Below are 24002 nucleotides of genomic sequence, written 5' to 3'. Positions count from 1 at the left end.
TCTATTTATAAGGCAGATGCCATCTGTTGGGTCTCGTGCTGCAGCTGCATGAAATCCGATACAAATTCACATTGGTAGGTTTCAGTCCGTTTTCCGTCCACGTACACATCCACATCATTGGTCTTTCTGTGGACCACGAGTTTTACACGGGGACCGAAAGTGCAGGTCATGGTCTTCTCGCACTCCTCGAAGGTGGTTTCGCAGTTCGGAATGAAGTTCCCGTCAGTCAGTTTGCCGCCTCGCTTCAGGGCAAGAGTGCGTATCCGGCGCGCCTGATCGCTGTCACGGACAAAATTCAGTGCTTGCCACACAGCCTGACGGCTGCATCCGAATGTCTTCATCAAGAAGGTCTTGGTCTCGTTATCTGTCAAAATCTGCTTTCTCATATCGTCATACTTTTTAATCGTTATCGTTCGTTCAAAGGTTTTCAACGGCTTCCGCTATTTCCTAATCACCCGTCAGTATTTCATGAAGGCGTGTCCCTTTCTGCAGTTCTTCGACCAGCACCTGCATCGCTTCCTCACACACACAGCTCACATTCTCTATCACCCGGTAGGCATCCGAGTTGCTTATCTCATCCTCCGTCATGAATTGTCCAGCCAGCTCCATCGCCTGGTCAGCAATATTCTGCGTATGTGCCGTATTGCCTATCATTGTGCGCAACTTCTGTTTGAACAGACTCTCTGCTGTTCTCGGATTGAAATTCTTTGCCATAATCTAAATTTTAGAGGTTAATATCGTGGGGCGCGGGGAATCGAACCCCGGCGGCTTTCTACGCTTTCTCATTGTCGATTTACCAACTCTCCGGCCGTGCCTGCCGCCCCTGCCCGTCTTTCCGGGCTGCCAGTTATCCGACAATCTATTTGCCTTGTTCTTCTATCATCGAAAGGACAACCTTTCTGTCTTCATCCCAAAGCGGAAGCCCCAATTCGATGGTCCGTTTCACCACTTCCACCTCACCGGCCAGCCTTACCGCTTCTTTGCGGAAATCGGTATCGTCATACGCATGCGCCTTGCCAATCAGGAAGTCGGTCAGGTTGCCGATAACTTCCTTTTGCCGTTCACATTTCATCTCATAGTTCAGCACCCGTACATGAACATCACGGATAATCCGGCTGTCCCCATGTTTCTTGAAATCTTTGCAGAACTCATCCTTGTTCATCGAAGTGTTCAAATAAACCGCATGGATGTAATCAAAATCCTCTGCTGTAGGAGTTATTCCCGTCCGTTCCATAAATTCTTGCTGTGTCATAGTCTCACTTATTTAAATTCGTTTATAATCGGTTTCAAACTCACGCCGTAGCAACTCATCAAGCGGCGAATAAGGTTCCTCACATAAAAATCGGGGGCTGAAAACACAATCCCATTCTCTTCGGTGTATCTGAAGCTGATACCGTCCATCATCAACACGTAAGCAACCTTGTGCTTCACGCTCTGTGTCTGCCATTCTTTTATTTCTTCGTTCATTTTCTTTAATCCTTAAAATTCGCTAATCACACGCCTTTTTTGTATATTTGGCGCGCTGTTTACATCTTAAACACGCTGCAAATATAGACAAGATTTCTCGATTATGAAAGAAAAACAACAAGAAAAATCGCCTATAAAGCAAAATATCTTGCTTTACTTAGAAAACAAAGGTGTAACCCCCTATGAATTCTATAAAGAATCGGGGGTTACAAGGGGAATTCTACAACAAAATAATGGAATCAGCGAAGATAACATAGCAAGATTTCTCGCTTATGCTCCAGATGTAAATATCGAATGGCTTCTTACCAGCAAAGGAAGTATGATAAAAGATGGTTCTACCGATATTCAAATATCGAATGATACAACCACTTCAGCTATGCCAACCACGTCCATGAACCCAGGCATCGGCACACCGTATTACGATGTGGATTTCATCGGCGGCTTTGATGAAGTGTTTAATTCACAGGTAAACATACCTGCCACCAACATTGTAATAAGGGGATTCGAGAAAGCCAGCCTCTGGTGCAATGTCACCGGGCACTCCATGGAACCCAAAATAAACCATGGCGACATCATCGCCCTGCGACAATGCACACTCAACGACATCCAGTATGGAGAGATCTATGCAGTGGTATTGGACACCATCCGTACCATCAAAATACTGCGCAGGTCGCCGGATCCAAGCAAGTTGCGCTTCATTCCCATTAATACAGAGGACTACGATGAGCAGGAATTCGACAAATCACGCATCATGAATGTCTTTGAAGTCATTGGAAGCATCAGCAAGTTCTTCTAATGAGGAAGCACATGCGTCATATCACCCAACATGCACAATAAGACGCACGCACACACTTTTCAAGGAATTTTCAGGGTAGCAGGACACAAAAACAACTGTAAATCAAATGTTTCGCGCTATATATATAATGTGTATCAATAAAAAAAGTGTCGTTTTTCCTATCTGAAAACAGCGAAAAACGGCACTTATTTACATTTGCTACATTCTTTCCTATTTCGGGCGAACCCTCCAAAATCCGAAAAAGTAACCCCTAAAGTAACCCCTAACTTAAAGAAGTAGTAACCCCTAACAGTAACCCCAATAGTAACCCCTAACTAAAAATACCACCCGTACAGACATAAAAAAAGGGGAGCCATAAGCTCCCCAATCAGCATTCAAAGAAATAACGCCTACAAGCCTTTCTAACGGCGTTATTATATCGTTCTAACCATTGCCCTTACTACCGCCCGAAATGAGCGTAGATTGCTTAATTATAGCCTTTTTCGTGCATATTGTGCCGTTACCAGACAGTCCGGCATGAAGCAGGTAATTCTTGGTTGCCCCCACCTGATCTGCTGTCAGAACCGTATAAACAGCCGATATACTGCTGAAATACCAGTCTTTCTGCTTCGTCCCGTCTATTTTATGCAGCAAATGCACATGAATCACTTTTGCCATACTCGTTTATATTATGCTGCAAATATACCAAATAATGCTTATTTAGAAGAATTTCAAGGCATCATATTTGAAAATAGACATAAAAAAACGGCCATACAGCCGTTCACACCATCATATAACAAAATCCATCAACCCAGCCATAAAACGGCCACACAGCCGAAAACAAAGCCCTTCCAGGCCGTTTTAGCCCCATCTGCAAGCCCGATGTAAAGCAATCCCCCGAATATCCGAAGAAAAGCCCCTCAAACGTAAAGCAGATGTAATCCCATGTAAAGAGAAAAACCGCTTCGAAATATTCAGCCCATTTTCCCGATCATGCCTAAACCCTTTGGTTTTCAAAACCTTTCGCCCATTTTTCCCGACCATTGAAAAAACCGCTTCGTTCTATGCCCCATATTACCAATGATCAAATGTTTCCACCCTGTTTTTTTCCAACAGAACAAGAATGTCCTTTTCCTTATATAAAAGTTTGCCTCCTATTTTGTAATAGGGCAGCCTGCCGTTCATTCTGTAATCAGCCAGCGTCCTTCGTGTCAGCTTCAATTTCTCCGCCAACTCGCTGTCGGTAATGTAACGCTCTCCGTTCAGAACCGGACGAAGGCTTTTTTCCTGATCATCCAGCATTTTGGACAGGGTGCTTATGTTCCGAAAAAAACGTATAATCTCAGGGCTTTCTTTAGTCAGTATGAATTGAGTCATAAGGATTCGGGGGTTACATGGTGAATACTGTTTTCCAAATAACGTATAATATCCTGACGCCTGTAATATACCTTGCGGTCTATATGGCTGTAAGGGATAATCCTGCTTCTCCGAAGTTGCAACAGCTTTCGGGGCGAGACATTCATAAGCATACACGCTTCCTGGTTATCAATCCAGTCATCCATACTACAGATGCCTCCTCCGCATGTTTCACGCATTTTCTTTTCAACGGCTTCCAAAGCCTCATTCATTTCCATGAATGCCTTAGCTTCGATACATACAAACTCCATAAACTCTGCTTTTTTTGTCCGGCACGAAAATACGGGAAGTAAAAGTCGTGGGCAAAAGGATGTCATCAAACGGCATCAGATGTCATCAGATGTCAGAGACCGCTCTGTTTGGGGAAGCAAATTAAAAGAATGGCTAAAAGTCTGTTTCTTTACCGGAAAAACAGTATTTTTATCCCGGGCAATCTGTCCGAAAATAAAAAAACAGGAAATATGGAACTGATAATCAATGCAACATTATTACTAGCGGCTATCGTTCTCTGGATATACGGACAATACTGGAGGAAAAAGTGCGGCAAGGTGCTATGCCAATATGCAGCAGCCTACGATGAGCGGGAAGACAGGGAGAAACCGCTACGTCAAGCCATCATAGCAGGAAATCCTCATGCACCGCTGTTATATGCGCTGACTTGTCCTGAGCTGTTTGATAAAGTCCGTCCGTTGCGATTGTTCTCATTCGGGAGCATTCGCTGCGTGTTTGCCGGCTATTATTTTCCCAAACGCTTTGAAAGCTGGCTTTGTGATGACCAGTTGGCATTCGTGCAAAAAGTATATGATTTCAAGGATGGAAAAGACAGCTGTACGGAATATTTTTCACAAGCATTCCTGCTTCTTTCCACTGATGAGGATATTACTGCCATGTTTATGCCGTGCAGCACATCAGACCGCTATTACAGACGTTTCTCAGGTATTGCCAGTTTTCTGGAAACGCATGGCTATGTCCGTTCAGGACTGGATTTAATATGCATTACGGAAAGCAGGGAGTGTAAACACACCTCAGAAAAACGCTCTGAAATAAATACCGCCAACTATATGATGTCAAACGATCTGTACGGAAAGCGCGTGGTGATTGTCGATGATTTGCTGACCAGCGGATCCAGCCTGATGGAATACGCCCATAATCTGGAAAGGGCCGGTGCCAAAGTGGAAGGTGCTGTATTTCTTGCCCGTACCTTTCAGATGCCTTCGCCGACAAAAGTAAAACGCCTGGTATGGAAACGCCATCTATCAGTCCTGATCCGGAGAAGGTCTGACGACCTGTAAATTGTAAAGTTTACATTCGGATTTTACAATTTTACACCTCGAATTTTTACATTTCAATTTCCCCTATACTATTTTTATATCTGTATTTTATTGATTTGCAGCATTATATAATTCCCCGTCCAATATAAACGGATAATGTGGCATACATTTTTCACTGAACATGGCATATACTCTTGAAAGTGCGCACAAGAAAAGGGTATTCCAGTAATAACCTTTAAAAAGACAGGAGAAAATTGCCATGATGTATATAGACAATGAAGTGCTTGAAAAAATGATAATGACCATAGTGGAAGGTTTTGACCGTATAGAAAAGAAACTGGACAGGATGGGACGCGTGAAGGACTGCCTGAACGGAGACGAGCTTTTGGACAACTATGACATTGCCAAACTGCTAAACGTGTCATTGCGGACAGTCGCCCGTTACAGGGAAAAAGGGCTGATTCGTTATTACCAGACGGACGATAACGGGAAAAACTTCTACAGAAGCTCGGAAATACAGGAGTTTTTACAGAAACGTGGGAAAAAAAAGATAAAAGCGTGAATGCCATCCCTGAAAAGTTATGCTACTGACAGCAAAGAAGAAGCTTCCCTTTCCCTAATCGGCGGTACTTTGAAAAGAATGATGCCAAAATTAATGGCCATAAGATATAGGTGAAAAACATTGGGCAAACTTTATGAAAAGCTGAACCGATATGAGCAGGTCATGACAGACAAATGGGCAAGTGCCGTGCAGCTGAAAAGCTGCACGGCACTACCAATCATGGTATCTCTATATTCATTTTCTTCATATACGCTGTATCCAGCTCAGCACCTTTCCAGTTTATGTCGGGAGGGAATTGTTTCCATCCGTCTTTGGGTGGGGATAATACCCATTTAGGAACAATTGTTTTTATAACATCACCATATTCATGTTGTTTTTCAGAATACTTAATCAGTAGCCTATCTTCTGCAAGATTATAATTGCTCAGAGTGGCTTCTGTATATGTATTATAGTTTTTTCCATAGACTTCATATGAAAAACTATAACGCATAGTAGAAGTTTTCCCTATAAAGTATTTACTACCTTTGTACTTAGCTATAGTATAGCGTACATTTTCGGAACTATAAAAGTAATATTTATCAGAAAAATAGATGTAAGTCATATTTACAGCCAATAAGATACCTACTATTATCCAACAATTATCTTTTATCCAATTTATATACTTATTTACCATTTGTTTCTTTATTATTAGTTTTTGGAAAAATAATATCAATCTTGTTCTGAAAAAAATCTTGAGTTAATGAAAATTCTAACTTGATAGCCCCTTGATCTAAGATCTCCCCAAATCTTAATCCTCGATAGACCGTTTGCATTGCTGTCTCTGTTAAATGTGGAATTTGAGTTGCCGTATTCAGTCCTACTGAAAGAACTATTTCTCTTTTGTTCTGTATCTCAAAAGGAATCTTGCTTTCCACTTTACTGAAAGCATATCCTAATCCCCAATTAATAAGGAACCTTTCTGTAGAAATTGAATCAAAAACACTTTCTTGTTTTTCTATACTGTAATTAAAGGCAGACGATAACGCAGAACTAAAACCAAGTGGCAATCCCAACGCACTAGCTTCTACTTCTACAAAATTGATTGATTTCATAGCTTCCTTTTGTGCGACTTTGAAACTCATATCTTCAATATAAATGTTATAAATTGTTTTATAAGCATACTGCCAAGAAGCATTACCCACTCCTGCCTTCAGTATCATTTTCAGTGTTGTATGTTTTGGGTACAGCATTTTTGCTGTAATGTTTGACAATGTATGCTGTCCTGGAGCATTTCTCATTATGGCATTTGAAACTGTACGCACTCCTTTAGTGCCGATATCTTTCATAGCTGCTGTCAGCCGTGATGTCAAGGTTGCATTATGGGAAACAGAACTTCCCCATAATCTGCCACCAACCTTTCCCAAGGAAGTAAAACCGAGTGAAGCTCCTGCGGTGGATATGGCGGAAATAATCCCTGCTGCCGTCAAAGCGGCTTGAACAAACTGTTGACTGGTTTCTTCCCTTGCCGCATTGAAAGCCAGATTAAAATAAAACTGTTCTTCCTCTAATGAAGTGGCATTTTTCATGCATTTTCTGAACAATGCAGGATTACGGTGAAGCACCATACCCAATTGCCTGCGCATCCATCCCGGCATTTTACCTTTCACTACCACTTCCGGCAGCTGGAAGTGGTATTCATTCTTGTCATTTGTATTCTTATGTTCCATATCACTCTTCTGCCCATTTACCATTATTGAAATCTATATTTCCGAACTTCAGGAACTCCGGTGTGAAAATCATTTCCAAAAGGATTCCATCGGTTGCAGTTGATACGGATTTTTTATAGCTTATACAATATGCGTTCTCAAAACGAATGGAAAGAACGGCACTGGACAGCCCATCAGGATTCCTGAAAATGATGTAACCGGAGTGTTGCTGCTTGTATTTATACATAGCCCAATGGTTGAACAGAAAATTTGAAGGATGGTTCAGTGATATGGAAAACAATCCTCCTTTCTCTTCCCATGCGGGTTCTCCTTTGTGATTCACACGTTGCATAAATTCTATGGAGAAAGAGTCCAGACTATACGAATTCAGTTCTCTGTCCCCGTCAATCTCCATAAATGCCTTGATACATGGGTCAACAACAATGGGAATTGCCTTGTCTGCATTATAGGTCGAGTTGAATATGGTTGCTGTCCGTTGCGGTTTATCCCGACTTTCCTGCCATTCATAAAACAGAGAGTCCGAGCCTAATGTAACATCTTCACCTTGCAATGTGAGTATGGTTGTGACAAGACCTTGTTTGCCAAACCCTTCATAAGAAAACTTCATTGCAATGCAAGCTACATTAAGTAACTGCAATGTTTCTTCGGGTATTCTTGCTTCCGATAGATTCAAGACCTCCAGCTGCACATTCATCCTTTCTTCACTTCCAAGAATCCATTTATGAAGATATTGGGGAGGAAATCCCCTGAATGCAACGGTAACCATACCGCCAATGATAGGAGTGGAAGGTTTGCCGTTATCGCTGATCCCTCTGTCGAAAGAGTATTCCATACTTTCCACCTCAAAGACATCCGTGAAAAAAGGCACACCGTCAGAATTTGTATTATAAATGCTGCCTGTTCTCATTATTGTTTTGTATCCAGCCATAAACCACAATTTTGTTTCGTTTGCAAGTAATGAAAAATAAGGGATAATTCCAAAAACTATACAAAAATAGTTTCACATATATACAAGAAAGTGAGGGAAATATAAAAAAGGCAGTTTCCCTTTGTCTGCCCAGACAATAGGAAAACGCCTTTTTGTGTTCTATACCGGGATGGGGTTTACCCGTAACGTGTCAAGATTGAGATAGGCTCCCCGGTAGAACGTTCTTCCTTCCCTGAGCATGCGCCACAGGACGTCGCATCCGATTTGTGCCAACATGGAATTGATGAAGAGATCCTGTTTTTGCAATGCCTCAGTCAGCGAGCAGCTCGGTCCTGAATCCTTCTCCCTGATGGTGGAATAAGGGACTTCCTCCGTTATGACGTTCATCTTGGGTATAGGCAGGTATTCAGTGGAGGAGGGCTGCGGTATCTTGCTTTTGACATTACCTATCAGTACTTGTCCGGTGGTCTGGGCATTGCCGAAATCCATCCAGTATATCGGTGATTTCTCGTCATCGTATGAACGTTCCCTATGCTTTTTCAAAAAACGCCACAGACCGGTCCGTGAACGGGTGGTATCCGTGCAGGTGATGATGATATTCGCCAAAACGGAATCTGATGTTCCTGACGGATAGCATTGCCTTTTTGCCTCCCATGAAAAGCCGAAAAAGCGGTTGATACGGGTTACAAGTGCCACCGCCTTGTTCAGTCCGAGCTCGGATTCGCTGAACAACTGGCGTCCGATATTCGCTTCCGTGACAGTATCGGGGTCAAAAACCGTCACGTGCAGGCCCGGATGTCCGAGTGCCTGCAATGCGATACTCATTCTTGCCAGATTGGTGGCCACCTGCGATCCGGTTCCGCCCGCACCGATTACGAAAACGGTTACGGGATGGTGGGGATTGAGCAGGTATCTGTCTGTATAATGAATCTTTTTCATACCAATAAGTCTTTAAGTTGTCTGTCCATAGGTTTCAATTCGTTATAGTCAAACGGATTGGTCCGTGCCTTTTCCGTCACCGAAACCAGATTGCTTTCGGTGGGATTCCTGCTTCCTCCCAAATGGGAAAATTCACTGAGCCAGAAGCGTTTTTCCCAATACTCAAGGAGTTTTGAGAAAGTCATGTTTTCCGGAGGAGTCAACGAGGCATTTCCCAGACAGACACTGCTTCCCGTTACATTGAAAAACGGGGCAAGGAAAAGCGGGCTGTCTTCTGCCGGTGCTTCTCCCTTATAGGCAAAAATTTCCAGTCTGTCACCGGAAACCCTGTAAATGACACCGGGTACATGGAATGTCCCGTCCGGAATATTCAGCCTTTCGGAAAAGAACATCTGCCGTTTTCCTGGAGGATTGTACCAGATGTACCTCTCGTGTCCCTTGCGTGTATCGCACCACAGCATATTGGCGGGGATTTTCCCATGCGGTACATCCTGCCGGTTATCCGTATAGTATTCCACAAGGGAGTCCATAAATTCATACGTAACGGGGACGGCAGCCTCCATCCGGCCTCTGTCGTTGATCGGATGCAGTTCGAGATAATATGTCCCGTGTCCATAGCGGCCATCACTGTATTCGTAAGCAATCAGTGCCGCTTTGGGAACCATCACCTGTTGAAGTTTCTTAGTCAGTTCATTCATTTCATTCGTTTTAAAAGTTGTCATCAATATAGTCTGTAAAACGCACCAACCATCTGGAAAGCCTTTCCGGATAGTCATCCATCTGAAAAAGACAGTCCGTTTCCGGTGTCAGTAGCTTGTAAGTGACCGGAGTAAGGGCATAGACCTCCCGGTAGTCCGAATTCATATACTCCTTGACACACTCCATCAGCGTATCACCAGTAGAATAGACCAGCATGACCTGGCTTTCCATTCCCACCGGGGGAAAATCGCATTCCTCTTCATAAGCCCAATCGTACTGGTAGCCTGTCAGGACCGGGCTTTCCGGAGTAATCAATGCCATGCCGTCCTCTATCAGTTCCAACAGCTTCAGCTCTTTTTCCTTTTTTGTCCGGTAATTCCGCACAGCCTCTTCCAAAGACTTGCAGAACGGTTTGCCCGACATCCGTCTGAGTGCTTTCATCCGTTTTCCAGACTGATAGGAATCCGCCAGTCGTCTGTTCGCCCTGATCTCCTTCGGGGAAGCATCGGAATCCCGGTTTCCCCAGTCTTCCAGCTCTTCTATGGCCAAGTCATAATAAAATGTCTCGGTAACATCGTACAGCCCGTGATGCCGGACAAATTGCCGGATGAACTCCCTGACAATGTCCTTTAATGGTACCGGAAGCCGTTCCGTAAAATCAACCGGAATCCAAAACAAAGCAGGTTCCGGCCAGTCATGATGGCGGAACAGACAGAAATGCAGCCTTCCGCTTTTCTTTTCCAGATTGATACACTCCGGTACACACTCTTCCATAACTCTGTACAACTCGGCAATATTCAGGCGGGGGCACCCCCCTTTCCTGTATCGGAAAGGGAGTTTTATGCCCATAAGTTCCGCATATCTTGATGCCGACCGGTAGAGATAGTCAAAATTTTCCGGAGTCGTGAGATTGACCGGAGAATCATTATCCATATCCTGATGCCAATAATCCGGTGCAAGGGGTGTGATTCTACCGGTCAGAAAAGCATTGTGCTTCCCGGTGGCAGAAGTATCCTTCTTTTCCGTTCCGAGGTTCCCCTTCGGATGTGGGACGAACTTACTGAGAGAATAATCAGCCGTGCCAGTCCATCCTTGGCTTGTTCTGAAAGCTGTCTGCATGTTTCCTTATCCTTTTTTTTCTTGTTCATACCGCTTACCCTTTCACTCCGATGGTTGTCTTGAAGCGGTAAACCGCCTTGTCGTCCTCCCACTCAGGACCATGTACCGTTGCCGTAGTCAGTTCAGGGTAGGTCATGGAATAGAAGTCCATCACCTCGTTTACGGACAGTTCGCTGTTCGGATCATCCAACACGAGCTCCACGGAGTCCTTCTTGAATTTGAATACTCTCTGCAATCCTTTGATTTCAAGTGCCATATTATTTTTCTTTTATAGGGTTTAACAATATACCATATCCATTTGTGCCATATCCGTCATGCGGCATTCCTTCGGAAAGTCCGGATATTCCGCATAAGGGTCCTCCCTGAGCAGCTCCCGGTCATCCTCGTAATCCTTGTCGAAGTTATACATTGCAGCCTCCTGCACCGTTGCATACTGTGACGGAGCCGGTTGTTGCATCCAGCGATTGTCCGCCAATTGCGGTTGCGGCACCTGTACCGGTTGATGGAACTGGATGTCTTGCGGTTGTGGAGCAGCCTGCTGAGGAACCGGTTGCGGTGCAGGTTGCCTATATTGTACGGGCTGTACTTGCGGCTGTGCAACGGGTTGCGGAGCCGGAGCAGGCTGTTCGGGCATGAACATCGGAACTTGCTCTCCGCTCCGGTATTGTGGCGTCGGGGCTGCCATCGGTTGTGGAGCCGATTGCTGCAAGGATGGCTGTGGAGCAGTTACCGGCGGCTGTACCATGTCGAACAGACTTCCCTCGGATGCCTTCTTCTGCACTTCCGCCATTTTTTTGTCAATGTCCGCCTGTTTGTCCGGCTGTGCCAGTACCTTAGCCTGCCTGAGCCAGGTTAATGCTTCGGAATAATGCTTTCCTGCCGTGGCATCCTCAGCTTTCTTCAGCAGTTTTTCCATCTTTTCCCGTTTTTCACGGGCTTCCTTGGACTCCTTTTCCACCGTAGGCTTGGAGGTTTTGCTTTGTGAAACCGCCTGCTCTGCCTGCTTCTCGAACGATTCCAGGTTGGTAAGGATACCTTGCGCTTTCTGTACGGGTGCACCGACAGCCTGCAGGAATCCTGCATCCAGTTCTTCCGGCGTACCGTTCAGGATGAGCGGGACAATGCGTTCTCCGGCCTTTACTCCCGACCGTCTGGGAACGACGGCTACCGTCAGATTGTCGTTTACCCGTCTGATGTTGATACTCAGGTCTGTGCCTGCCGTAATCATTTGGTTGATTGCTTGAAAAAACATAATGGTAAAATTTAAAATGTTATACATAAGTTTCCTTGAAAAAATCCTTCAGGATTCTCTGCCTGTCCGGATTCGAGGCGATGCCTTTCAACGGTTCCAGATAGTAGCCGATACGTCTGGGCCCGTCTGTCGTACAGGGAGGCTGTCTTTTGACAGGTGTTGTCCGGTTTGTGGCAGGCCATGCAGCCGGCATGACCGGAGCCGAGGAGGTAAATGTGTAAGTTCTCATATCTTCTGTATTTGATGGTTATACAAGCATGCCCATGACAATCAGGACAAGGATTGTTTTCAAGACAAAGGTGAATGTCCTGAAGGCGAGACGGACCAGTGTTCCGGACATAAGGAACAGGACAGACAGGTACACGGGAATGACGCCCTTGCAGTAAAGCAGGCATATTCCCGTAAGCAGAACCAGTGCGACCACTTGCCTGCAGATGTTTTCGATGAGTTTCAGTTTCATGTCTTTAAATTTTTAAGAATGAATAATCCCATCGGGATATGTTTTCCCGATTTTATAGGCCTCCGGCCCTTGGATTGCCTTTTTGCGCAAGGCTTGGCAAAAGAAAATACCGCAGCGAAGCGAGGATGATTTTCTTTTAGCCGACCAGCCCCTGAAAGGGGCCGCCTTGCGGCAAAAACGAGGCAATCCAAGACCTTTGCCGCTTAAAAGCGGAAAAACGTATCTTGTACATATATAAAAAAGAGGCACAGACCCCAGTCTGCACCTCTTCTGTTCCGTACCTTCCGCCCAGCCGTCTATATGGAACCATGCGGCTGTCCATCTTCCGAAAGTTTCTGGAAAATCTCACCGGTAACCTCATTTACCGTTTCCAATACGCCATCCAGAAATTCTTTCTGTGTGAGTTCTCCCTGTTCAATCCGTGCCAGCTCCGCTTCCCAGCCGGAGGTGAGGGAGGCGTCAGCCACTTTCATTCCGCGTACCGTTTCATATAAAAGAAGACCTTTCGGGGTCGGGATAATGTATTTGCCCGAATACCGGATATATTTACGCTCCAGAAGCGTACGGATGATATTCGTGCGCGTGGATGCGGTTCCCAGACCGGTCTTGTCCATATAGTCCGCCAGTTCCTCATCCGTATAAGGGGCAGCGGGCAGCGATTTCCTGTGTATAAGGCTGCATCCCGTTACCGGCAGCTTCTCCTCCCGAAAAAGTTCAGGGGGTACGGGACAGAGGTCGTTGTCTTCCGCGACAAGCCGTTCCCTCTGAAAGATACCGAGCCACCCCGCTTCCAGAATACGGTATGTACGGATGCGGAACTTGCGTGCGGCACAGACCGCTTCAACCGTCGTATATTCCACCTTGCAGGGCGGCATGAACGTTTCAAGCATCCTGCCGACAACAAGGGTGTAAACCAGCCTTTCCTCCCTGTCCAGTTCCCCCGGCTGTATGCCGGTGATGACAATGGCATGATGCTCCGCCGTGTCCTGATTTCCGGTTACGCCTTTCCTTGCAGCAAGGTCGACTATACCGGCATATTGACGGAATTCCTTGCCGGACAGCAGCTTTTCCATAACCGGAGGCAACATGTCATACACGTCTCCGGGCAGCAGACGGCTGGAAGTGCGCGGGCAGGAGATCAGTTTTTTCTCATACAGGCTTTGGGTAATTTCCTGCACCCGTATGGCTGTCAGGTTATGGTAACGGTTCGCATCCTTCTGAAGCCCGGTCAGGTTATAAAGGGCAGGTGCGGTGATTTCCTCAGTCCGGCTGTTGACCGCCGTGATACGGGCATATCCTGCCGCCTTGCAGTCCTCGTAAAGTTCCAGGGCATCCCGGCGGTTGCAGAAATCTTCCACATGCCGCATCTTTATTATCTTCCCGTTCTTGCAGAGGCTGACGAATACGGGCCAGCTGTCTGCGGGAATGTGATTTTCCCTTTCCCGGTACCGTCCGCTTATCGCTGCCAATACAGGGGTCTGTACCCTTCCAAGCGAGTTGTTGCCGAAACCGACCGCCTTGCAGACGGCATAGCTCGAATTGACTCCAAGAAGCCAGTCGGCCTTGTTGCGGCTGTCTGCCGCCAAGAACAAGTTGTCGAACAGGCTGCAGGGACGAAGGTTTTCCATTCCTTTGGCAATGGCTTCGTCCGTCAAGGAGGAGATCCACAGGCGGAGGCAAGGTTTCCTGCATCCCAAAAAACGATAAAGATACCGGAACAGCATTTCCCCCTCGCGGGAAGCGTCGGTTGCCGCAACAATGGTGTCACACGCATCGAACACCCCGGCTATCACCTTCAACTGGAGCACCGCATTGATGTCGGGATTCCATCCCGTGTCCGTCTTTACATGCCGTACCGTCAGAAAAGGAGGCGGCAGCAGGGGGAAGTTCTCCCGCTCCACCCATGCCGTACCGGTATCTTTCGGCATCGCCAGGGAAAGCATGTTGCCGTATGTCCATGTTACCATGTATCCGTTTCCGCTCATATATCCGTTCTCTTTTCTGTCAGCTCCCAAAACCCTTGCTATCTCTCTGCCCACATTGGGCTTGTCAGTCACTATCGCTATCATATTCTTTTTCCTTTTGATGTTCCGTACCGTCAGGAACGGCACGGAACGTGAGTTATACTTATTGTTTCCCGGTCAAACTGCCTCCTCCTTCTGACGGAGACCGTTTATTTCCATGACCGGCCTGCCGTTGCCGTCGGGTACCAGCTTCAGCGTGGCATCCATTGTCAGGCTGAGGACCGAAATATGGAGTTTCAGCGGAATGATGCCCGTTTCCTTTCCTTGCAGCAACAGTTCCATGTTGCCTTCCGCTTCCAGTTGTTTCTTACTGATACCTGCGGCCTTCAGACCGTCCCAGTCGATATCTTCCGTCTTATAAATATGACGGGTATTCTGATCCGTATTCATACGATTCGTTTTTTTAGGTTTGTATGATTGATTCTGTTTCTCTCCGGGCAGGTCTATACCGCCTGCGATGCACCCTTCTTCTGCTCCTGCTGCTGTCCCTGTGCGGTCTCCGTCTGTGCGGCACGGCGGGAAGTGTCCCTGCGGATGTCCGGATTTTCCTGAAAATACTGCAACTGCCCGGAATAGGGATTGACTTTCAGGTAGGAACTGAAGGTCTGCCCGTTGTTTTTCAGCCCTTCGACAAGCAAAGTCTTGCCATCCTGGAGGTTCGCTTTTTCCTGTGCCGTGAACACGTGCCCGTAAACCTCCGCCGGAATACGCGGTGCCTGCTGCTCGTTGAATCCGTTCGGCGTGCGTGAATACATCGTCCTGCCGGTATTCATATCCAGCTTGACGAACGAGGAGAATTCCTCCCCGTTGCGCCCGATCATGTTTTCCAGATAGACCGGCTGTCCCTTGCGCAGGGTTTCCCTGTCTTCGGCGGTCAGCTGCACGTTGCAGATTTCCTTTGGAATATAAATCTCTCCGGTTTCCGGATTGTGCCGCGTGTAGTTCGGGCGCCCCGTTACCTTGTCTATCGTTACAAAGGACGAGAAGGTGTCATTCCTGTTCCTGAACTTCATGTCTTCCACCAGAATGGTATGTCCTTCGCTGAGCATTTTTATCTGGGTGGGCGAGAGAGGTACGCCTCCGATGGAACGTTCGTTGAAAATCTGGTTTTTCGGAAAGATGAATTCCAGTCCCCTGCGCTCGGCACTGTACTGGAGTGTGGCATCGAATTCCTTGCCCGCTTTGGAAGTCATGCCCTCCACTTTGACAGGCTGTCCCTCCTTCAGCAGCCTGATTTCCTCTGCGGTAAGTTTGACCCCGCTCACTTCCTGCGGGATGTAAACGTGCTCCTGACGGACGGCAACCAGCTCGTTGGTGCTCTTGTCAATGGAAATCAGACAGGGGGTATATTCACTGCCGCGCAGATTGAGTTCCGCCACACGCCCCATGTTGCCGGTCTCACGCAGGTTCTTCTTGTCCTCCTCGTTAAAGTTAAACCCGAAATAAGGACGTTCCAACTGCGGTTCCTTGCGTATGCCGTGAATGGCCAGTCCCACCTGTCCGTCCTGTTGCGGGATGAGTGAGAGCCTTGCATCCAGTTTGGCTGTCAGCAAACCGGAAAGATGGATGGTCAGGGGCACCAGTTTGTTGGTCTTGTAGCCCTTCAGCATGGAATCAAGGAGTCCCTGCTGTTCCAGCGAAGCCTTTGAGATTCCGACCTTTTCCAACTCCTCCCAGTTGACCATGTTCTCATTATACCGGTAACGCGGTCCTTGCGACTCCTGCGCTGCCTGTTGAGCCTGGGGCTGCTGCTGTTGCTGTGCCGCCTGCTGTACTTCGCTCTGTTGCAGGGGTTCCTGCGGTTGTGTCTCTTTGTCTGCCATAGCTGTTTTTTCTTTTGGGTTTACACTTTGTTCCTTCTTGTTTTCTCTTGGACGGATTTCGTAGCGTTTGAGGAACTCTTTCACCGCATCCGTCTGCTTTCCCTCCGACAAATCCCTGATGGCCTGCTTGTTCACCTTGTAGTCGTGGTAGGTCATGCGGAGCAGGCGGAAATGGGTAGGTTCCTTGAGCTGGCTCCAAAAATTCTTGATGAAGTTTTCGAGAATACTCGAATTCTTGTCGAATTTCAGGAATGAGTTTTCATTCTTCTCGTCCGCCGGAACCGTCTTCGCTTTTCCGTCCTTGTCAATTTCACTGACAGCCTGTACTCCGAATTTCGGATCGTTCTTGTTATGAACCAGCATCAATTCCGTAATCTGTTCCACCGGAAGAGCATCACTTCCGGCCTTCGGCTTCCGGGTCCGTTTGGGCTTTTCGTTCGGGGTCTTTTCTTGTGCCATACCTTTTCTTTTAGGGGTTAATGAATTGCTTTGACGCTTCAAAGGTATGGGGTATTTCCAAATAATATGCTGATTTTCAAAAAGGTGTCATCAGATGTCATCAAATGTCGTCAGATGTCATAAACATAACTGTTTCCAACGGCTAAACCGTGAACGGAGAAGAAGGGAAGTGAATAAACGGAAAGAGAGAAGATACGTGAGGCAGAAGGGAAAAAGCCTGCGCATCCGACACCAGAAAAAGAGCGGGCGGGCAGGCAAGACAAAACCATGCAGAACAGAGGGAGCTGAAGCCCCCTGTCTTCTCATGCCTTCCGCTTTTTTACAGCAAGACTTTCATAAGACCTGTATTCCGGCTGGATATGTGGAATTTCATGGATTATGAAACACGGCCTCTTCAAGCAGCCCATATCCTTTATCCATGCGTCACGTCGGTCGCAGTTTGCCCCTGTAATCGTTTTTCAAATCGAATCTGGATTGCCGCCGCATTCTTTTTCGTGAAAATTTTCCACGGCGAAGCCGCAAGGAAAATTTCCACGAAAAGATTCGGCAAATGCGGCCGGCAAGACAAATTCGATTTTCCTTTGATGAGGGGGAAAACTGTATCGCAAACAAACCTATCTGGAAATTCCGTGCAGGCTCATTCTCTTGTAAAGGGTCGGGCGGCTGATTCCCAACAAGGCCGCTGCCTGTGTCAGGTTCCCTTTAGAGATGGAAAGAGCCGTCTTGATCTGCTCTATGTTTCTTCTTTCATCTTTCTGCAAACACTTGTCTATCTTCTCTTTCCCCATGGGGTCAGAAACGGACTCTCCCGTATATTGGAGCCGTAAGGAATTGGGGGTAATCAGTTTTCCTTTGCATATCAATACCGCCGCATGAATGACCTGCTTCAATTCCCGTACATTTCCCGGCCAACTGTATCCCAGCAGCATCTTCTTTGCCGGTTCGTCAAAATCCAAGACCTCTTTCCGGAGCAACCCGCAAGATTGCTCCCGGAAAAAATCCGCCAAAGGCAGTATGTCCTCCAGGCAATTATGCAATGCAGGTACGGTGATGGTAAAATCCTGAAAGCGATAAAGCAGATCCTTCCGGAAACGCTTTTCCGCAACAGCCTCCTGCAAATCCTCATTGGTGGCCGCAATGATGCGCACATCCATCAGCCTGTCCCGTTGTCCGCCTACCGGACGATACCGCCGTTCCTCCATGGCACGCAACAGCATCCGCTGCGTTTCTATCGAAAGGTTCTCCACCTCATCCATGAACAGGGTGCCTCCCTGCGCTTCCTGAAAATATCCTGCCTTTTCCTCTGTGGCTCCGGTAAACGCCCCCTTGACATGACCGAAAAAGGCGGAAGGTGCCAGCTCTTTGGACAAACTGCCGCAATCGACCGTTACATACGGCTTGCCGGATCTGAGGCTCTGCCTGTGAATCTTTTTTGCCAGGTGTTCCTTTCCCGTTCCGGTGCTTCCCAATATCAGTACCGTCATATCCGTCGGCGCTACCATGTGAATGTACCGGTTCAACTCGCAAAAAGGGGTGCTTTTGCGTTCATAGATTACCTTGGTGAAAGCCTCGTTCACCGTCCTTATTTTTTTGATGACGGGCAGCAGCCTGGTTTCAACCAGCGGTTTGAGGATATAATCTTCCGCACCCAGCTTCATGGTATGAACCGCAGAATGTATCTCTTCATAATTAGTCATCATGATGAACGGGTGCATATAGCCGTTCTCCCTCATCCACTGCAACAGCGTGGTACTTTCCCCGTCAGGCAATCTTAAATCCGCCAATACGATGTCATCCTCACGGACGGATGTCCCAATGACCTTCTTAGCCTGTGCCAGCCTGTAAGTCCTTACAGTATCCAAATCCGCCTTCTGCAAAAAATTGCAGATATAATTACAGAACAAGACATTGTCCTCAACAACAATTACTCTCATAAGCCTTCTTAGCCTGTTGTGCCAAACATATTATTTCTTTTCCTTTATCCAATACCTGCTGTACAGTCCGCCCGAACTCGTCCACAGAAAACTCTCCCGAATCCTGAAGCAGTGCAAACAACTCACGCAGCGGCTTGCCGGCATGAATGATCTCCCACGAGCCTGTCAGATGATGTATCCATTCTTTCAGTGCCTCATGATCATTCTTTTCTGCACATTCAGCCATAGCCTCCATATCCTTCCTTGTCTCCCGAATCAGGGTATCCAGCATCTTCCTCCTGTTCCCATATTTCAGCAGGGCATCGAGGTCTATCTGTTCAGACTGCCTTTCACTTCCCAGACATTCCGTACATACCTGCAAAAGTTCTTCGGCGGAAAACGGCTTTTTCAAACAGCCCGAAAATCCTGCCGCATACAAATCCCCCGTATCGCAGTTTCCCGATGCGGTACTCGCGATAACCGGAATGCTCCGTGAGTTTCCCACATTGGCCATGCGCAGGAGATTCAACACCTCGAATCCGTTTGTCCGGGGCATTTTCAAATCCGTAATCAAAAGGTCATAACTACGGCTGCGGACATGCTCCATCATATCACGCGTGTTCTCACATACCGTGCAAGCCACCCCGTGATACGCAAACATTTCCCTGATTGCCGCCAGCAAAACGGTGTCATTGTCCAATACCAGTACCGTATAGGACCGTACGGAAATCCGGCTCCTGCCGCTCTCCGCCATCGCTTCCTCTGCCACAGCCAGAGGAAGACAGACAGTGAACCGGCTGCCCAACCCTTTCCGGCTTGCCACTTCAATCCTGCCGTTCAACAATCCGACCAGACCTTTTACTATTGAAAGTCCCAGTCCGACCCCTTCTTCCGCAATCGCATTGGGAAGCCTCTCGAATGCAGTGAAAATGCGTGTCTGCTCCTCATCGTCCATTCCGGTGCCGGTATCTTCCACGATAAGCGTCAATACGCCCTGGTCAAATTGTGTGCGAACCGTTACACTTCCCCGCTCCGTAAACTTGATTGCATTGGACAACAAGTTGCTTCCTATCTGTATTATCCTGTCCCTATCTCCTATAACAACCGCATCTCCGGCACTCAGCACGTTTAGCAAAAGGTTTTTTCCTGCCGCCAGCGGCATAAAATCCGTTTCCAAAATCTCGGTGACGGAACATAACCTGAACGGGACAGGAACGGCCTTTTCTCCGCCACTTTCCAACCGGAAAAATCCCAACAGGGAATTCAGCATGGAAGACATGTGTCCCGCCACCTGCCGTATGTTCCGGTTGTATTCCCTGCACTTCGACACTTCTCTTTCCGTGGAAAGCAATTCCGCATAGCTGCTGATAGAAGCAAGCGGCGCGCGCAAGTCATGGGTTACGGCCAGCATGATTTTCTTTCTTGCCTCAATCAGCTCCTCGTTTTCAAGAACGGTCTGCTCCAATTGACGGACTGTGCCTTCCAGCCTTTTTTTATAACGGTTTATACGCATCATATCCCGGTGTATCACCATGTAAGACCATATCAGCAGCAAAACCATGAATGCCGTCAGACCGATGACCGTGGCAAATGACCGTTTCCCGGCTTCCGCAACTTCTTCTTCCTGTCTCTTCAATTCCGCTTGTACCGTTCCGTCCATATTCTCAATCATCTGCCGCAACTGCACGTTCAGCCTTCTGTTCATCCCATCCAAGCTGTCCGTCCGTTCTGCCAGCTTCCGGGCATACGTCTGCTGTCTGCCCACCACGCTCCGGTTAAGTTCATGAAGCATGGAGGCGGCAGAAGGAGAATCCGCCTTGTGGCGTTTTGCGAACAACCTCTTCAGGAATCCCCCTTTTTGGGCATTTTCCCGTTCACTCTGTCTGGCAATGGCCGGAATCTGCGCTGCAATTTCCCGGTCGGCTTCCTCCTGCCTGTGTACCCAATATATGATTTCCCGCATATACCGCTCCTTGTCGCTCCACAAATTACGGATGCTGTCTGTATGTGAGCCGGAAGAGGAGTACCTCAAGCTACACAACAGGCTGTCAATGTGCCGTCTCTGCTTCTGAAATAATAAAAAATCCTGCTCACTCCACTCCATAAAGGTTTCACAGAAGAAAGAAAGCCTGAGCATTCTCACATATATATCATTTATCTCATGCTTTTTCCGGTTAATCATCCGTACTTCCATTTCCCTGGCCTTAGTCTCTTTCCATTCGCAGATGCCAACGTAAGCAATACCACTTATGATTACAATCTTGACCATATATCCTACCGCTATTTTGGCAAGAAGCGGTTGCAGGCGCAAAGATTTCAACAATTTATTCCTACTTTCCAATTATTCACTTTTTAATTCATTATATTCTATTAAAATTCTTTGCAAAATAAACCGACTAGTCGGTTTATTTTGCAAAGATAAGCCTTTTCCAAGAATAATGAAAAAAAACAGGTTCCAGCAAGTAAAGTTTTATCATTTATCAGTCTAAAAGACAACGGAATGAACTGATAGGGAGGAAAAGGAAAGGAATGCGGGCTTAAATTTCTGAGAACATCCCCAAGAAAGTCTTACCAATAGAAGTGTTCAATGCCTGTCTGCTGAACGCCTTGGCATCCTTCAAACTTATTTTATGACCATAAGCCACATTGGAAAGAAAGTCCTGTTCCCGGATAAGGAGTTGCTGATACATTTGTGGAAATTCGTCCATATATTCATGGGCGGAGGAAACAAACTGCATATAACATATCAGGAGATTGCCATTCAGATGTTTTGGAAAACTGTTTATCACCCGTTCTATCGGATTCCTGTATTGCCTTAAAAACTCATTCCAATCCTTGTCAGCCAAGGAATACATTTCACAAGAAATCTGCGAGTCGGGGAAAAAACGCATTCTGACAACCGCATCAATCAGTTTCTTTTTGGAAGGAAAGTAGTGTATGACAGCCCCTTTGGATTTATGCACGGCAACAGCCACATCACAGAATGAGGTCTGCTTCATTCCTTTTGTGATGAATAACCTGTATGCCTCCTCTATAATCCGCTGTTTCAAATTCGGGTCCATCCTACTGCCTATATTATAAAAAATAGCACAGACGCAATCAACACCCCAACGCGGTAGTGGAATACCTAGAGATGATGCTGACGCACCTGTGCTATATATTTTAATATAGCGCAAGCCGTCATATTCCATCTTATCTCTTTGAAATTTTCCACTTTTCGTTTGGAAGATGATATATGATACTATACTATGTCGTTTTAACAGCGCAAAAATACGTTATTTATCGTTTATTTCCAAATTTATACGACACTTAATAGCACTGTTCCATAAGAAAAGCGTCCGCTTTCAGGGACAAGCAGCAGTATTTTTTCTCCCGGCATGAGCTTATGTGTCTTCCAGAATTGATCCAGAATCGCAAATATGGCTGCTGAAGCAATATTTCCGACTTCCGGCAAATTAGTGAACCATTTGCTCTTGTCGATTCCAATCCCCACTTGTTCAAGCTCATTTATTATTTTATCATAAAAAAACATGGAAGAAACGTGAGGAAGAACATAGGAAATTGTATCCGGCAATACATTATGTTTCTCAAGACAATACTTAATGTGCTTAGCCCAATATCGTACAGCATAGTTTCCCAGCAGTTTTACATCTTGTTTTACAACAAACAGTGAACGGTCTATCCTTTCCTGACTGCTGAATGATTTCCAGCTTTTCAACTCCCCGTCATCTTTACTCTCTGCTCCCATAAACATACACGTGGGCAATTCATTCGCAAATGAAGTCATTTCCACCCACTCAACTTTTAAAGTCTTTTCCTTACCCGGTTGATTCTGAAGCAATACAGCACTGGCGCCATCGCTCAACATAAAACGCAAAAAATCTTTCTCCAGTGCCATATAGGGCTGTGTTCCTATATCGGCACATTTTTCATATTCAATATCATAGTTCTTTGAAAGCAGTGTAGCCGAAGTCAATTCTGAAGTACTACATATCGCATTCTTTTTTTCTCCTGATAAAATACCCCAAAAGGCGGTTTTAAATGCCTGAAGGCATGACAAGCAGATACCTGAAGCAGAAAAGATTTCCATCGGCTTGTTTTTCAGCAATCCGTGAACCATAGAAGCATGGGACGGAAGCATCTGATCCGGACTTGAGGTTGCACATGCCAACAATTCAATATCCGACTCCGAAACAGAAGAATCCTGTAACAGCTTCCGTATTGAATCAGCCGCCATTTCCGCATTTGTATGCGTTATTTCCTGTCTTTTTGTGAGTGCATAATAACGTTGTTTGATACCATTCTGCTTTAAGATGACAGGCTTAACTCTTGAATGTTTTCCTGCAATCAATCCTAAAAACTCTTCCATGTCCTCATTAGAGACCGGTTTATTAGGGAAATAACAAGATGTTCCCGTAATAAAAACATCATTTTTCATTTTCTTACTTGTTTTTAATTAGAAAATATATAAAGTACAATTGTTCTCTTAAGGAATTCACATCCAATCCATTTCTTAATGCATCCTGATATGATTTACCCAAGAAAATCAATCTGATTTGTTGAACAAGCAAATCTGTATTGCAAGAGCTGCGTATCTCACCGTCCTTTTGTGCTTTGACAACAACCTGTCTTAACTGCGCCATCTCATTTTTTTCAATCTCACTCAGCATCTGGTGAAATCCGGGATAATATTTTTCAGCCTGCAAAATCAGACTCATATACGCACGCGTACCATTAATATTAGCTTCCGGCATGACAAACTGAGAAAGTCTATCCATTGCTTTTGCAATGTTGTCAACATATTGATTGAAGTATTCGAATAAAGACAAACCTGACAGATTATCTGACGCATGTTTTACCCGCTGCACGTCTAAAATATAAACGTTGATGACATCTATAAACAATTCCTGTTTTGTCGGATAATGATAAGAAGTACAGCCTCTTGACAGATTAAGGCTTTTCTCTATATCCTTTAGGGGGACCATGCTGTAATCTTTTGTCAGAAACTGTTTGAATGCAGTCTCCCTTATTAAAGCTTTTGTTTCTGAACCTTTTGTTCCTTTCATGATAATCTTTTTTAGTATCACACAAAAGTAGTTTTTTTAGATGAAAATACATTTGGTTTTTAATATTAATGCGAATCAGCAGTTGAAAACATCTTCTGATTCTTGATTTAAAAGTTTGTAATT

At 46.0% G+C, this 24002-nt stretch carries 28 protein-coding genes and 1 pseudogene; 4 read left to right on the top strand and 25 right to left on the bottom strand.

Annotated elements, in window-relative coordinates:
* Positions 1–5 precede the first annotated feature (5 nt).
* The 4 genes from KTR07_RS20235 to KTR07_RS20220 all read right to left on the bottom strand — a co-directional run bounded on the left by KTR07_RS20235 (position 6) and on the right by KTR07_RS20220 (position 1467).
* A complete protein-coding gene (locus KTR07_RS20235) occupies positions 6–386 on the bottom strand; it encodes a hypothetical protein (protein WP_007758937.1) in 381 nt (126 codons plus the stop codon).
* 61 nt (positions 387–447) lie between these two features.
* Positions 448–714 carry a hypothetical protein gene (locus KTR07_RS20230; RefSeq protein WP_195373674.1) on the bottom strand — a complete coding sequence of 89 codons (267 nt, stop codon included), beginning with the start codon at positions 712–714 and terminating at the stop codon, positions 448–450.
* Between the two features lie 145 nt (positions 715–859).
* Positions 860–1252: a hypothetical protein gene (locus KTR07_RS20225; RefSeq protein ID WP_195373676.1), complete on the bottom strand. Its 393-nt coding sequence runs from the start codon at positions 1250–1252 to the stop codon at positions 860–862.
* Between the two features lie 8 nt (positions 1253–1260).
* Positions 1261–1467 (bottom strand): hypothetical protein, encoded by a 207-nt coding sequence (locus KTR07_RS20220; RefSeq protein ID WP_007760221.1) that lies wholly within the window; start codon positions 1465–1467, stop codon positions 1261–1263.
* Positions 1468–1570: 103 nt separating this feature from the next.
* On the opposite strand from KTR07_RS20220, the gene KTR07_RS20215 reads away from it, so the two are divergent.
* Positions 1571–2263, top strand: coding sequence for a LexA family transcriptional regulator (locus KTR07_RS20215; RefSeq protein WP_007760219.1), 693 nt, complete (start codon positions 1571–1573; stop codon positions 2261–2263).
* A gap of 423 nt (positions 2264–2686) precedes the next feature.
* Here the strand turns inward: KTR07_RS20215 and KTR07_RS20210 are convergent, their stop codons facing one another.
* From KTR07_RS20210 to KTR07_RS20200, 3 genes are all read right to left on the bottom strand, one after another.
* Complete coding sequence (locus KTR07_RS20210) at positions 2687–2920, bottom strand: hypothetical protein (protein ID WP_007562558.1); 234 nt, start codon at positions 2918–2920, stop codon at positions 2687–2689.
* Between the two features lie 396 nt (positions 2921–3316).
* Positions 3317–3619, bottom strand: coding sequence for a helix-turn-helix domain-containing protein (locus KTR07_RS20205; RefSeq protein ID WP_151853417.1), 303 nt, complete (start codon positions 3617–3619; stop codon positions 3317–3319).
* Entirely contained in the window at positions 3616–3909 is a 294-nt protein-coding gene (locus KTR07_RS20200) for a helix-turn-helix domain-containing protein (protein ID WP_004288683.1), read from the bottom strand. The genes KTR07_RS20205 and KTR07_RS20200 overlap by 4 nt, the downstream gene beginning before the upstream one ends.
* 210 nt (positions 3910–4119) lie before the next feature.
* Here KTR07_RS20200 and KTR07_RS20195 point away from each other — a divergent pair, with 210 nt between their 5' ends.
* The 3 genes and pseudogenes from KTR07_RS20195 to KTR07_RS28815 all read left to right on the top strand — a co-directional run.
* Positions 4120–4950, top strand: coding sequence for a phosphoribosyltransferase (locus KTR07_RS20195; protein ID WP_192914061.1), 831 nt, complete (start codon positions 4120–4122; stop codon positions 4948–4950).
* Positions 4951–5188: 238 nt separating this feature from the next.
* Positions 5189–5491, top strand: coding sequence for a helix-turn-helix domain-containing protein (locus KTR07_RS20190; protein ID WP_151853419.1), 303 nt, complete (start codon positions 5189–5191; stop codon positions 5489–5491).
* 21 nt (positions 5492–5512) lie between these two features.
* Positions 5513–5689 (top strand): annotated as a pseudogene (locus KTR07_RS28815) (NYN domain-containing protein); the annotation flags it as partial.
* 19 nt (positions 5690–5708) lie between these two features.
* Here KTR07_RS28815 and KTR07_RS20185 read toward each other — a convergent pair.
* The 18 genes from KTR07_RS20185 to KTR07_RS20100 all read right to left on the bottom strand — a co-directional run bounded on the left by KTR07_RS20185 (position 5709) and on the right by KTR07_RS20100 (position 23879).
* Complete coding sequence (locus tag KTR07_RS20185; RefSeq protein WP_151853844.1) at positions 5709–6164, bottom strand: hypothetical protein; 456 nt, start codon at positions 6162–6164, stop codon at positions 5709–5711.
* On the bottom strand, positions 6154–7197 hold the full coding sequence (locus KTR07_RS20180) for a hypothetical protein (protein WP_151853337.1): 1044 nt from the start codon (positions 7195–7197) through the stop codon (positions 6154–6156). Before KTR07_RS20180 ends, KTR07_RS20185 begins: the two co-directional genes overlap by 11 nt.
* A 1-nt stretch (position 7198) precedes the next feature.
* Positions 7199–8125 (bottom strand): type VI secretion system tube protein TssD, encoded by a 927-nt coding sequence (tssD, locus tag KTR07_RS20175; RefSeq protein ID WP_151853338.1) that lies wholly within the window; start codon positions 8123–8125, stop codon positions 7199–7201.
* 159 nt (positions 8126–8284) lie between these two features.
* Complete coding sequence (locus KTR07_RS20170) at positions 8285–9064, bottom strand: PRTRC system ThiF family protein (protein ID WP_146265065.1); 780 nt, start codon at positions 9062–9064, stop codon at positions 8285–8287.
* The gene (locus KTR07_RS20165; protein ID WP_057098230.1) at positions 9061–9762 is read right to left on the bottom strand and encodes a prokaryotic E2 ligase family D protein; all 702 of its coding nucleotides are present in this window, start codon (positions 9760–9762) and stop codon (positions 9061–9063) included. The genes KTR07_RS20170 and KTR07_RS20165 overlap by 4 nt, the downstream gene beginning before the upstream one ends.
* A gap of 10 nt (positions 9763–9772) precedes the next feature.
* On the bottom strand, positions 9773–10882 hold the full coding sequence (locus KTR07_RS20160; protein WP_151853339.1) for a hypothetical protein: 1110 nt from the start codon (positions 10880–10882) through the stop codon (positions 9773–9775).
* A gap of 34 nt (positions 10883–10916) precedes the next feature.
* A complete protein-coding gene (locus KTR07_RS20155; protein ID WP_005858542.1) occupies positions 10917–11138 on the bottom strand; it encodes a PRTRC system protein C in 222 nt (73 codons plus the stop codon).
* Positions 11139–11159: 21 nt separating this feature from the next.
* Positions 11160–12134 carry a PRTRC system protein E gene (locus KTR07_RS20150; protein WP_036631737.1) on the bottom strand — a complete coding sequence of 325 codons (975 nt, stop codon included), beginning with the start codon at positions 12132–12134 and terminating at the stop codon, positions 11160–11162.
* Between the two features lie 19 nt (positions 12135–12153).
* Positions 12154–12363 (bottom strand): hypothetical protein, encoded by a 210-nt coding sequence (locus KTR07_RS20145; RefSeq protein WP_005858546.1) that lies wholly within the window; start codon positions 12361–12363, stop codon positions 12154–12156.
* A gap of 18 nt (positions 12364–12381) precedes the next feature.
* Positions 12382–12594, bottom strand: a complete 213-nt coding sequence (locus tag KTR07_RS20140; RefSeq protein WP_005858548.1) for a hypothetical protein — start codon at positions 12592–12594, stop codon at positions 12382–12384.
* A 296-nt stretch (positions 12595–12890) separates the two neighbouring features.
* A complete protein-coding gene (locus KTR07_RS20135; protein ID WP_217290790.1) occupies positions 12891–14663 on the bottom strand; it encodes a DNA topoisomerase in 1773 nt (590 codons plus the stop codon).
* Positions 14664–14735: 72 nt separating this feature from the next.
* Positions 14736–15008 carry a DUF4099 domain-containing protein gene (locus KTR07_RS20130; protein ID WP_119193985.1) on the bottom strand — a complete coding sequence of 91 codons (273 nt, stop codon included), beginning with the start codon at positions 15006–15008 and terminating at the stop codon, positions 14736–14738.
* A 53-nt stretch (positions 15009–15061) separates the two neighbouring features.
* Positions 15062–16900, bottom strand: a complete 1839-nt coding sequence (locus KTR07_RS20125) for a DUF3945 domain-containing protein (protein ID WP_057098227.1) — start codon at positions 16898–16900, stop codon at positions 15062–15064.
* A gap of 614 nt (positions 16901–17514) precedes the next feature.
* Complete coding sequence (locus KTR07_RS20120) at positions 17515–18834, bottom strand: sigma-54 dependent transcriptional regulator (RefSeq protein ID WP_004288700.1); 1320 nt, start codon at positions 18832–18834, stop codon at positions 17515–17517.
* Positions 18815–21154: a hybrid sensor histidine kinase/response regulator gene (locus tag KTR07_RS20115; RefSeq protein WP_217290544.1), complete on the bottom strand. Its 2340-nt coding sequence runs from the start codon at positions 21152–21154 to the stop codon at positions 18815–18817. The genes KTR07_RS20120 and KTR07_RS20115 overlap by 20 nt, the downstream gene beginning before the upstream one ends.
* 196 nt (positions 21155–21350) lie before the next feature.
* Positions 21351–21875, bottom strand: a complete 525-nt coding sequence (locus tag KTR07_RS20110; protein ID WP_117943186.1) for a TetR/AcrR family transcriptional regulator — start codon at positions 21873–21875, stop codon at positions 21351–21353.
* A 236-nt stretch (positions 21876–22111) separates the two neighbouring features.
* A complete protein-coding gene (locus KTR07_RS20105) occupies positions 22112–23251 on the bottom strand; it encodes a beta-ketoacyl-ACP synthase III (RefSeq protein ID WP_005802583.1) in 1140 nt (379 codons plus the stop codon).
* Between the two features lie 4 nt (positions 23252–23255).
* Entirely contained in the window at positions 23256–23879 is a 624-nt protein-coding gene (locus tag KTR07_RS20100; protein ID WP_007832805.1) for a TetR/AcrR family transcriptional regulator, read from the bottom strand.
* Positions 23880–24002: the final 123 nt, after the last annotated feature.

It is taken from the genome of Bacteroides sp. MSK.20.82, assembly GCF_019052485.1.
Taxonomy (GTDB): domain Bacteria; phylum Bacteroidota; class Bacteroidia; order Bacteroidales; family Bacteroidaceae; genus Bacteroides; species Bacteroides thetaiotaomicron.
The sequence above is the reverse complement of the archived record's forward strand: the minus strand, read 5'-3'. Positions and strand labels throughout refer to the sequence as shown.

Coding starts and splice junctions, on each gene's coding strand:
- KTR07_RS20105 (WP_005802583.1), bottom strand. CDS start 23,251: ATGAAAAATGATGTTTTTATTACGGGAACATCTTGTTATTTCCCTAAT.
- KTR07_RS20100 (WP_007832805.1), bottom strand. CDS start 23,879: ATGAAAGGAACAAAAGGTTCAGAAACAAAAGCTTTAATAAGGGAGACT.
- KTR07_RS20185 (WP_151853844.1), bottom strand. CDS start 6,164: ATGGTAAATAAGTATATAAATTGGATAAAAGATAATTGTTGGATAATA.
- KTR07_RS20180 (WP_151853337.1), bottom strand. CDS start 7,197: ATGGAACATAAGAATACAAATGACAAGAATGAATACCACTTCCAGCTG.
- KTR07_RS20230 (WP_195373674.1), bottom strand. CDS start 714: ATGGCAAAGAATTTCAATCCGAGAACAGCAGAGAGTCTGTTCAAACAG.
- KTR07_RS20190 (WP_151853419.1), top strand. CDS start 5,189: ATGATGTATATAGACAATGAAGTGCTTGAAAAAATGATAATGACCATA.
- KTR07_RS20205 (WP_151853417.1), bottom strand. CDS start 3,619: ATGACTCAATTCATACTGACTAAAGAAAGCCCTGAGATTATACGTTTT.
- KTR07_RS20110 (WP_117943186.1), bottom strand. CDS start 21,875: ATGGACCCGAATTTGAAACAGCGGATTATAGAGGAGGCATACAGGTTA.
- KTR07_RS20170 (WP_146265065.1), bottom strand. CDS start 9,064: ATGAAAAAGATTCATTATACAGACAGATACCTGCTCAATCCCCACCAT.
- KTR07_RS20165 (WP_057098230.1), bottom strand. CDS start 9,762: ATGAATGAACTGACTAAGAAACTTCAACAGGTGATGGTTCCCAAAGCG.
- KTR07_RS20225 (WP_195373676.1), bottom strand. CDS start 1,252: ATGACACAGCAAGAATTTATGGAACGGACGGGAATAACTCCTACAGCA.
- KTR07_RS20135 (WP_217290790.1), bottom strand. CDS start 14,663: ATGATAGCGATAGTGACTGACAAGCCCAATGTGGGCAGAGAGATAGCA.
- tssD (WP_151853338.1), bottom strand. CDS start 8,125: ATGGCTGGATACAAAACAATAATGAGAACAGGCAGCATTTATAATACA.
- KTR07_RS20195 (WP_192914061.1), top strand. CDS start 4,120: ATGGAACTGATAATCAATGCAACATTATTACTAGCGGCTATCGTTCTC.
- KTR07_RS20155 (WP_005858542.1), bottom strand. CDS start 11,138: ATGGCACTTGAAATCAAAGGATTGCAGAGAGTATTCAAATTCAAGAAG.
- KTR07_RS20140 (WP_005858548.1), bottom strand. CDS start 12,594: ATGAAACTGAAACTCATCGAAAACATCTGCAGGCAAGTGGTCGCACTG.
- KTR07_RS20130 (WP_119193985.1), bottom strand. CDS start 15,008: ATGAATACGGATCAGAATACCCGTCATATTTATAAGACGGAAGATATC.
- KTR07_RS20210 (WP_007562558.1), bottom strand. CDS start 2,920: ATGGCAAAAGTGATTCATGTGCATTTGCTGCATAAAATAGACGGGACG.
- KTR07_RS20145 (WP_005858546.1), bottom strand. CDS start 12,363: ATGAGAACTTACACATTTACCTCCTCGGCTCCGGTCATGCCGGCTGCA.
- KTR07_RS20150 (WP_036631737.1), bottom strand. CDS start 12,134: ATGTTTTTTCAAGCAATCAACCAAATGATTACGGCAGGCACAGACCTG.
- KTR07_RS20125 (WP_057098227.1), bottom strand. CDS start 16,900: ATGGCACAAGAAAAGACCCCGAACGAAAAGCCCAAACGGACCCGGAAG.
- KTR07_RS20220 (WP_007760221.1), bottom strand. CDS start 1,467: ATGAACGAAGAAATAAAAGAATGGCAGACACAGAGCGTGAAGCACAAG.
- KTR07_RS20200 (WP_004288683.1), bottom strand. CDS start 3,909: ATGGAGTTTGTATGTATCGAAGCTAAGGCATTCATGGAAATGAATGAG.
- KTR07_RS20215 (WP_007760219.1), top strand. CDS start 1,571: ATGAAAGAAAAACAACAAGAAAAATCGCCTATAAAGCAAAATATCTTG.
- KTR07_RS20235 (WP_007758937.1), bottom strand. CDS start 386: ATGAGAAAGCAGATTTTGACAGATAACGAGACCAAGACCTTCTTGATG.
- KTR07_RS20120 (WP_004288700.1), bottom strand. CDS start 18,834: ATGAGAGTAATTGTTGTTGAGGACAATGTCTTGTTCTGTAATTATATC.
- KTR07_RS20160 (WP_151853339.1), bottom strand. CDS start 10,882: ATGCAGACAGCTTTCAGAACAAGCCAAGGATGGACTGGCACGGCTGAT.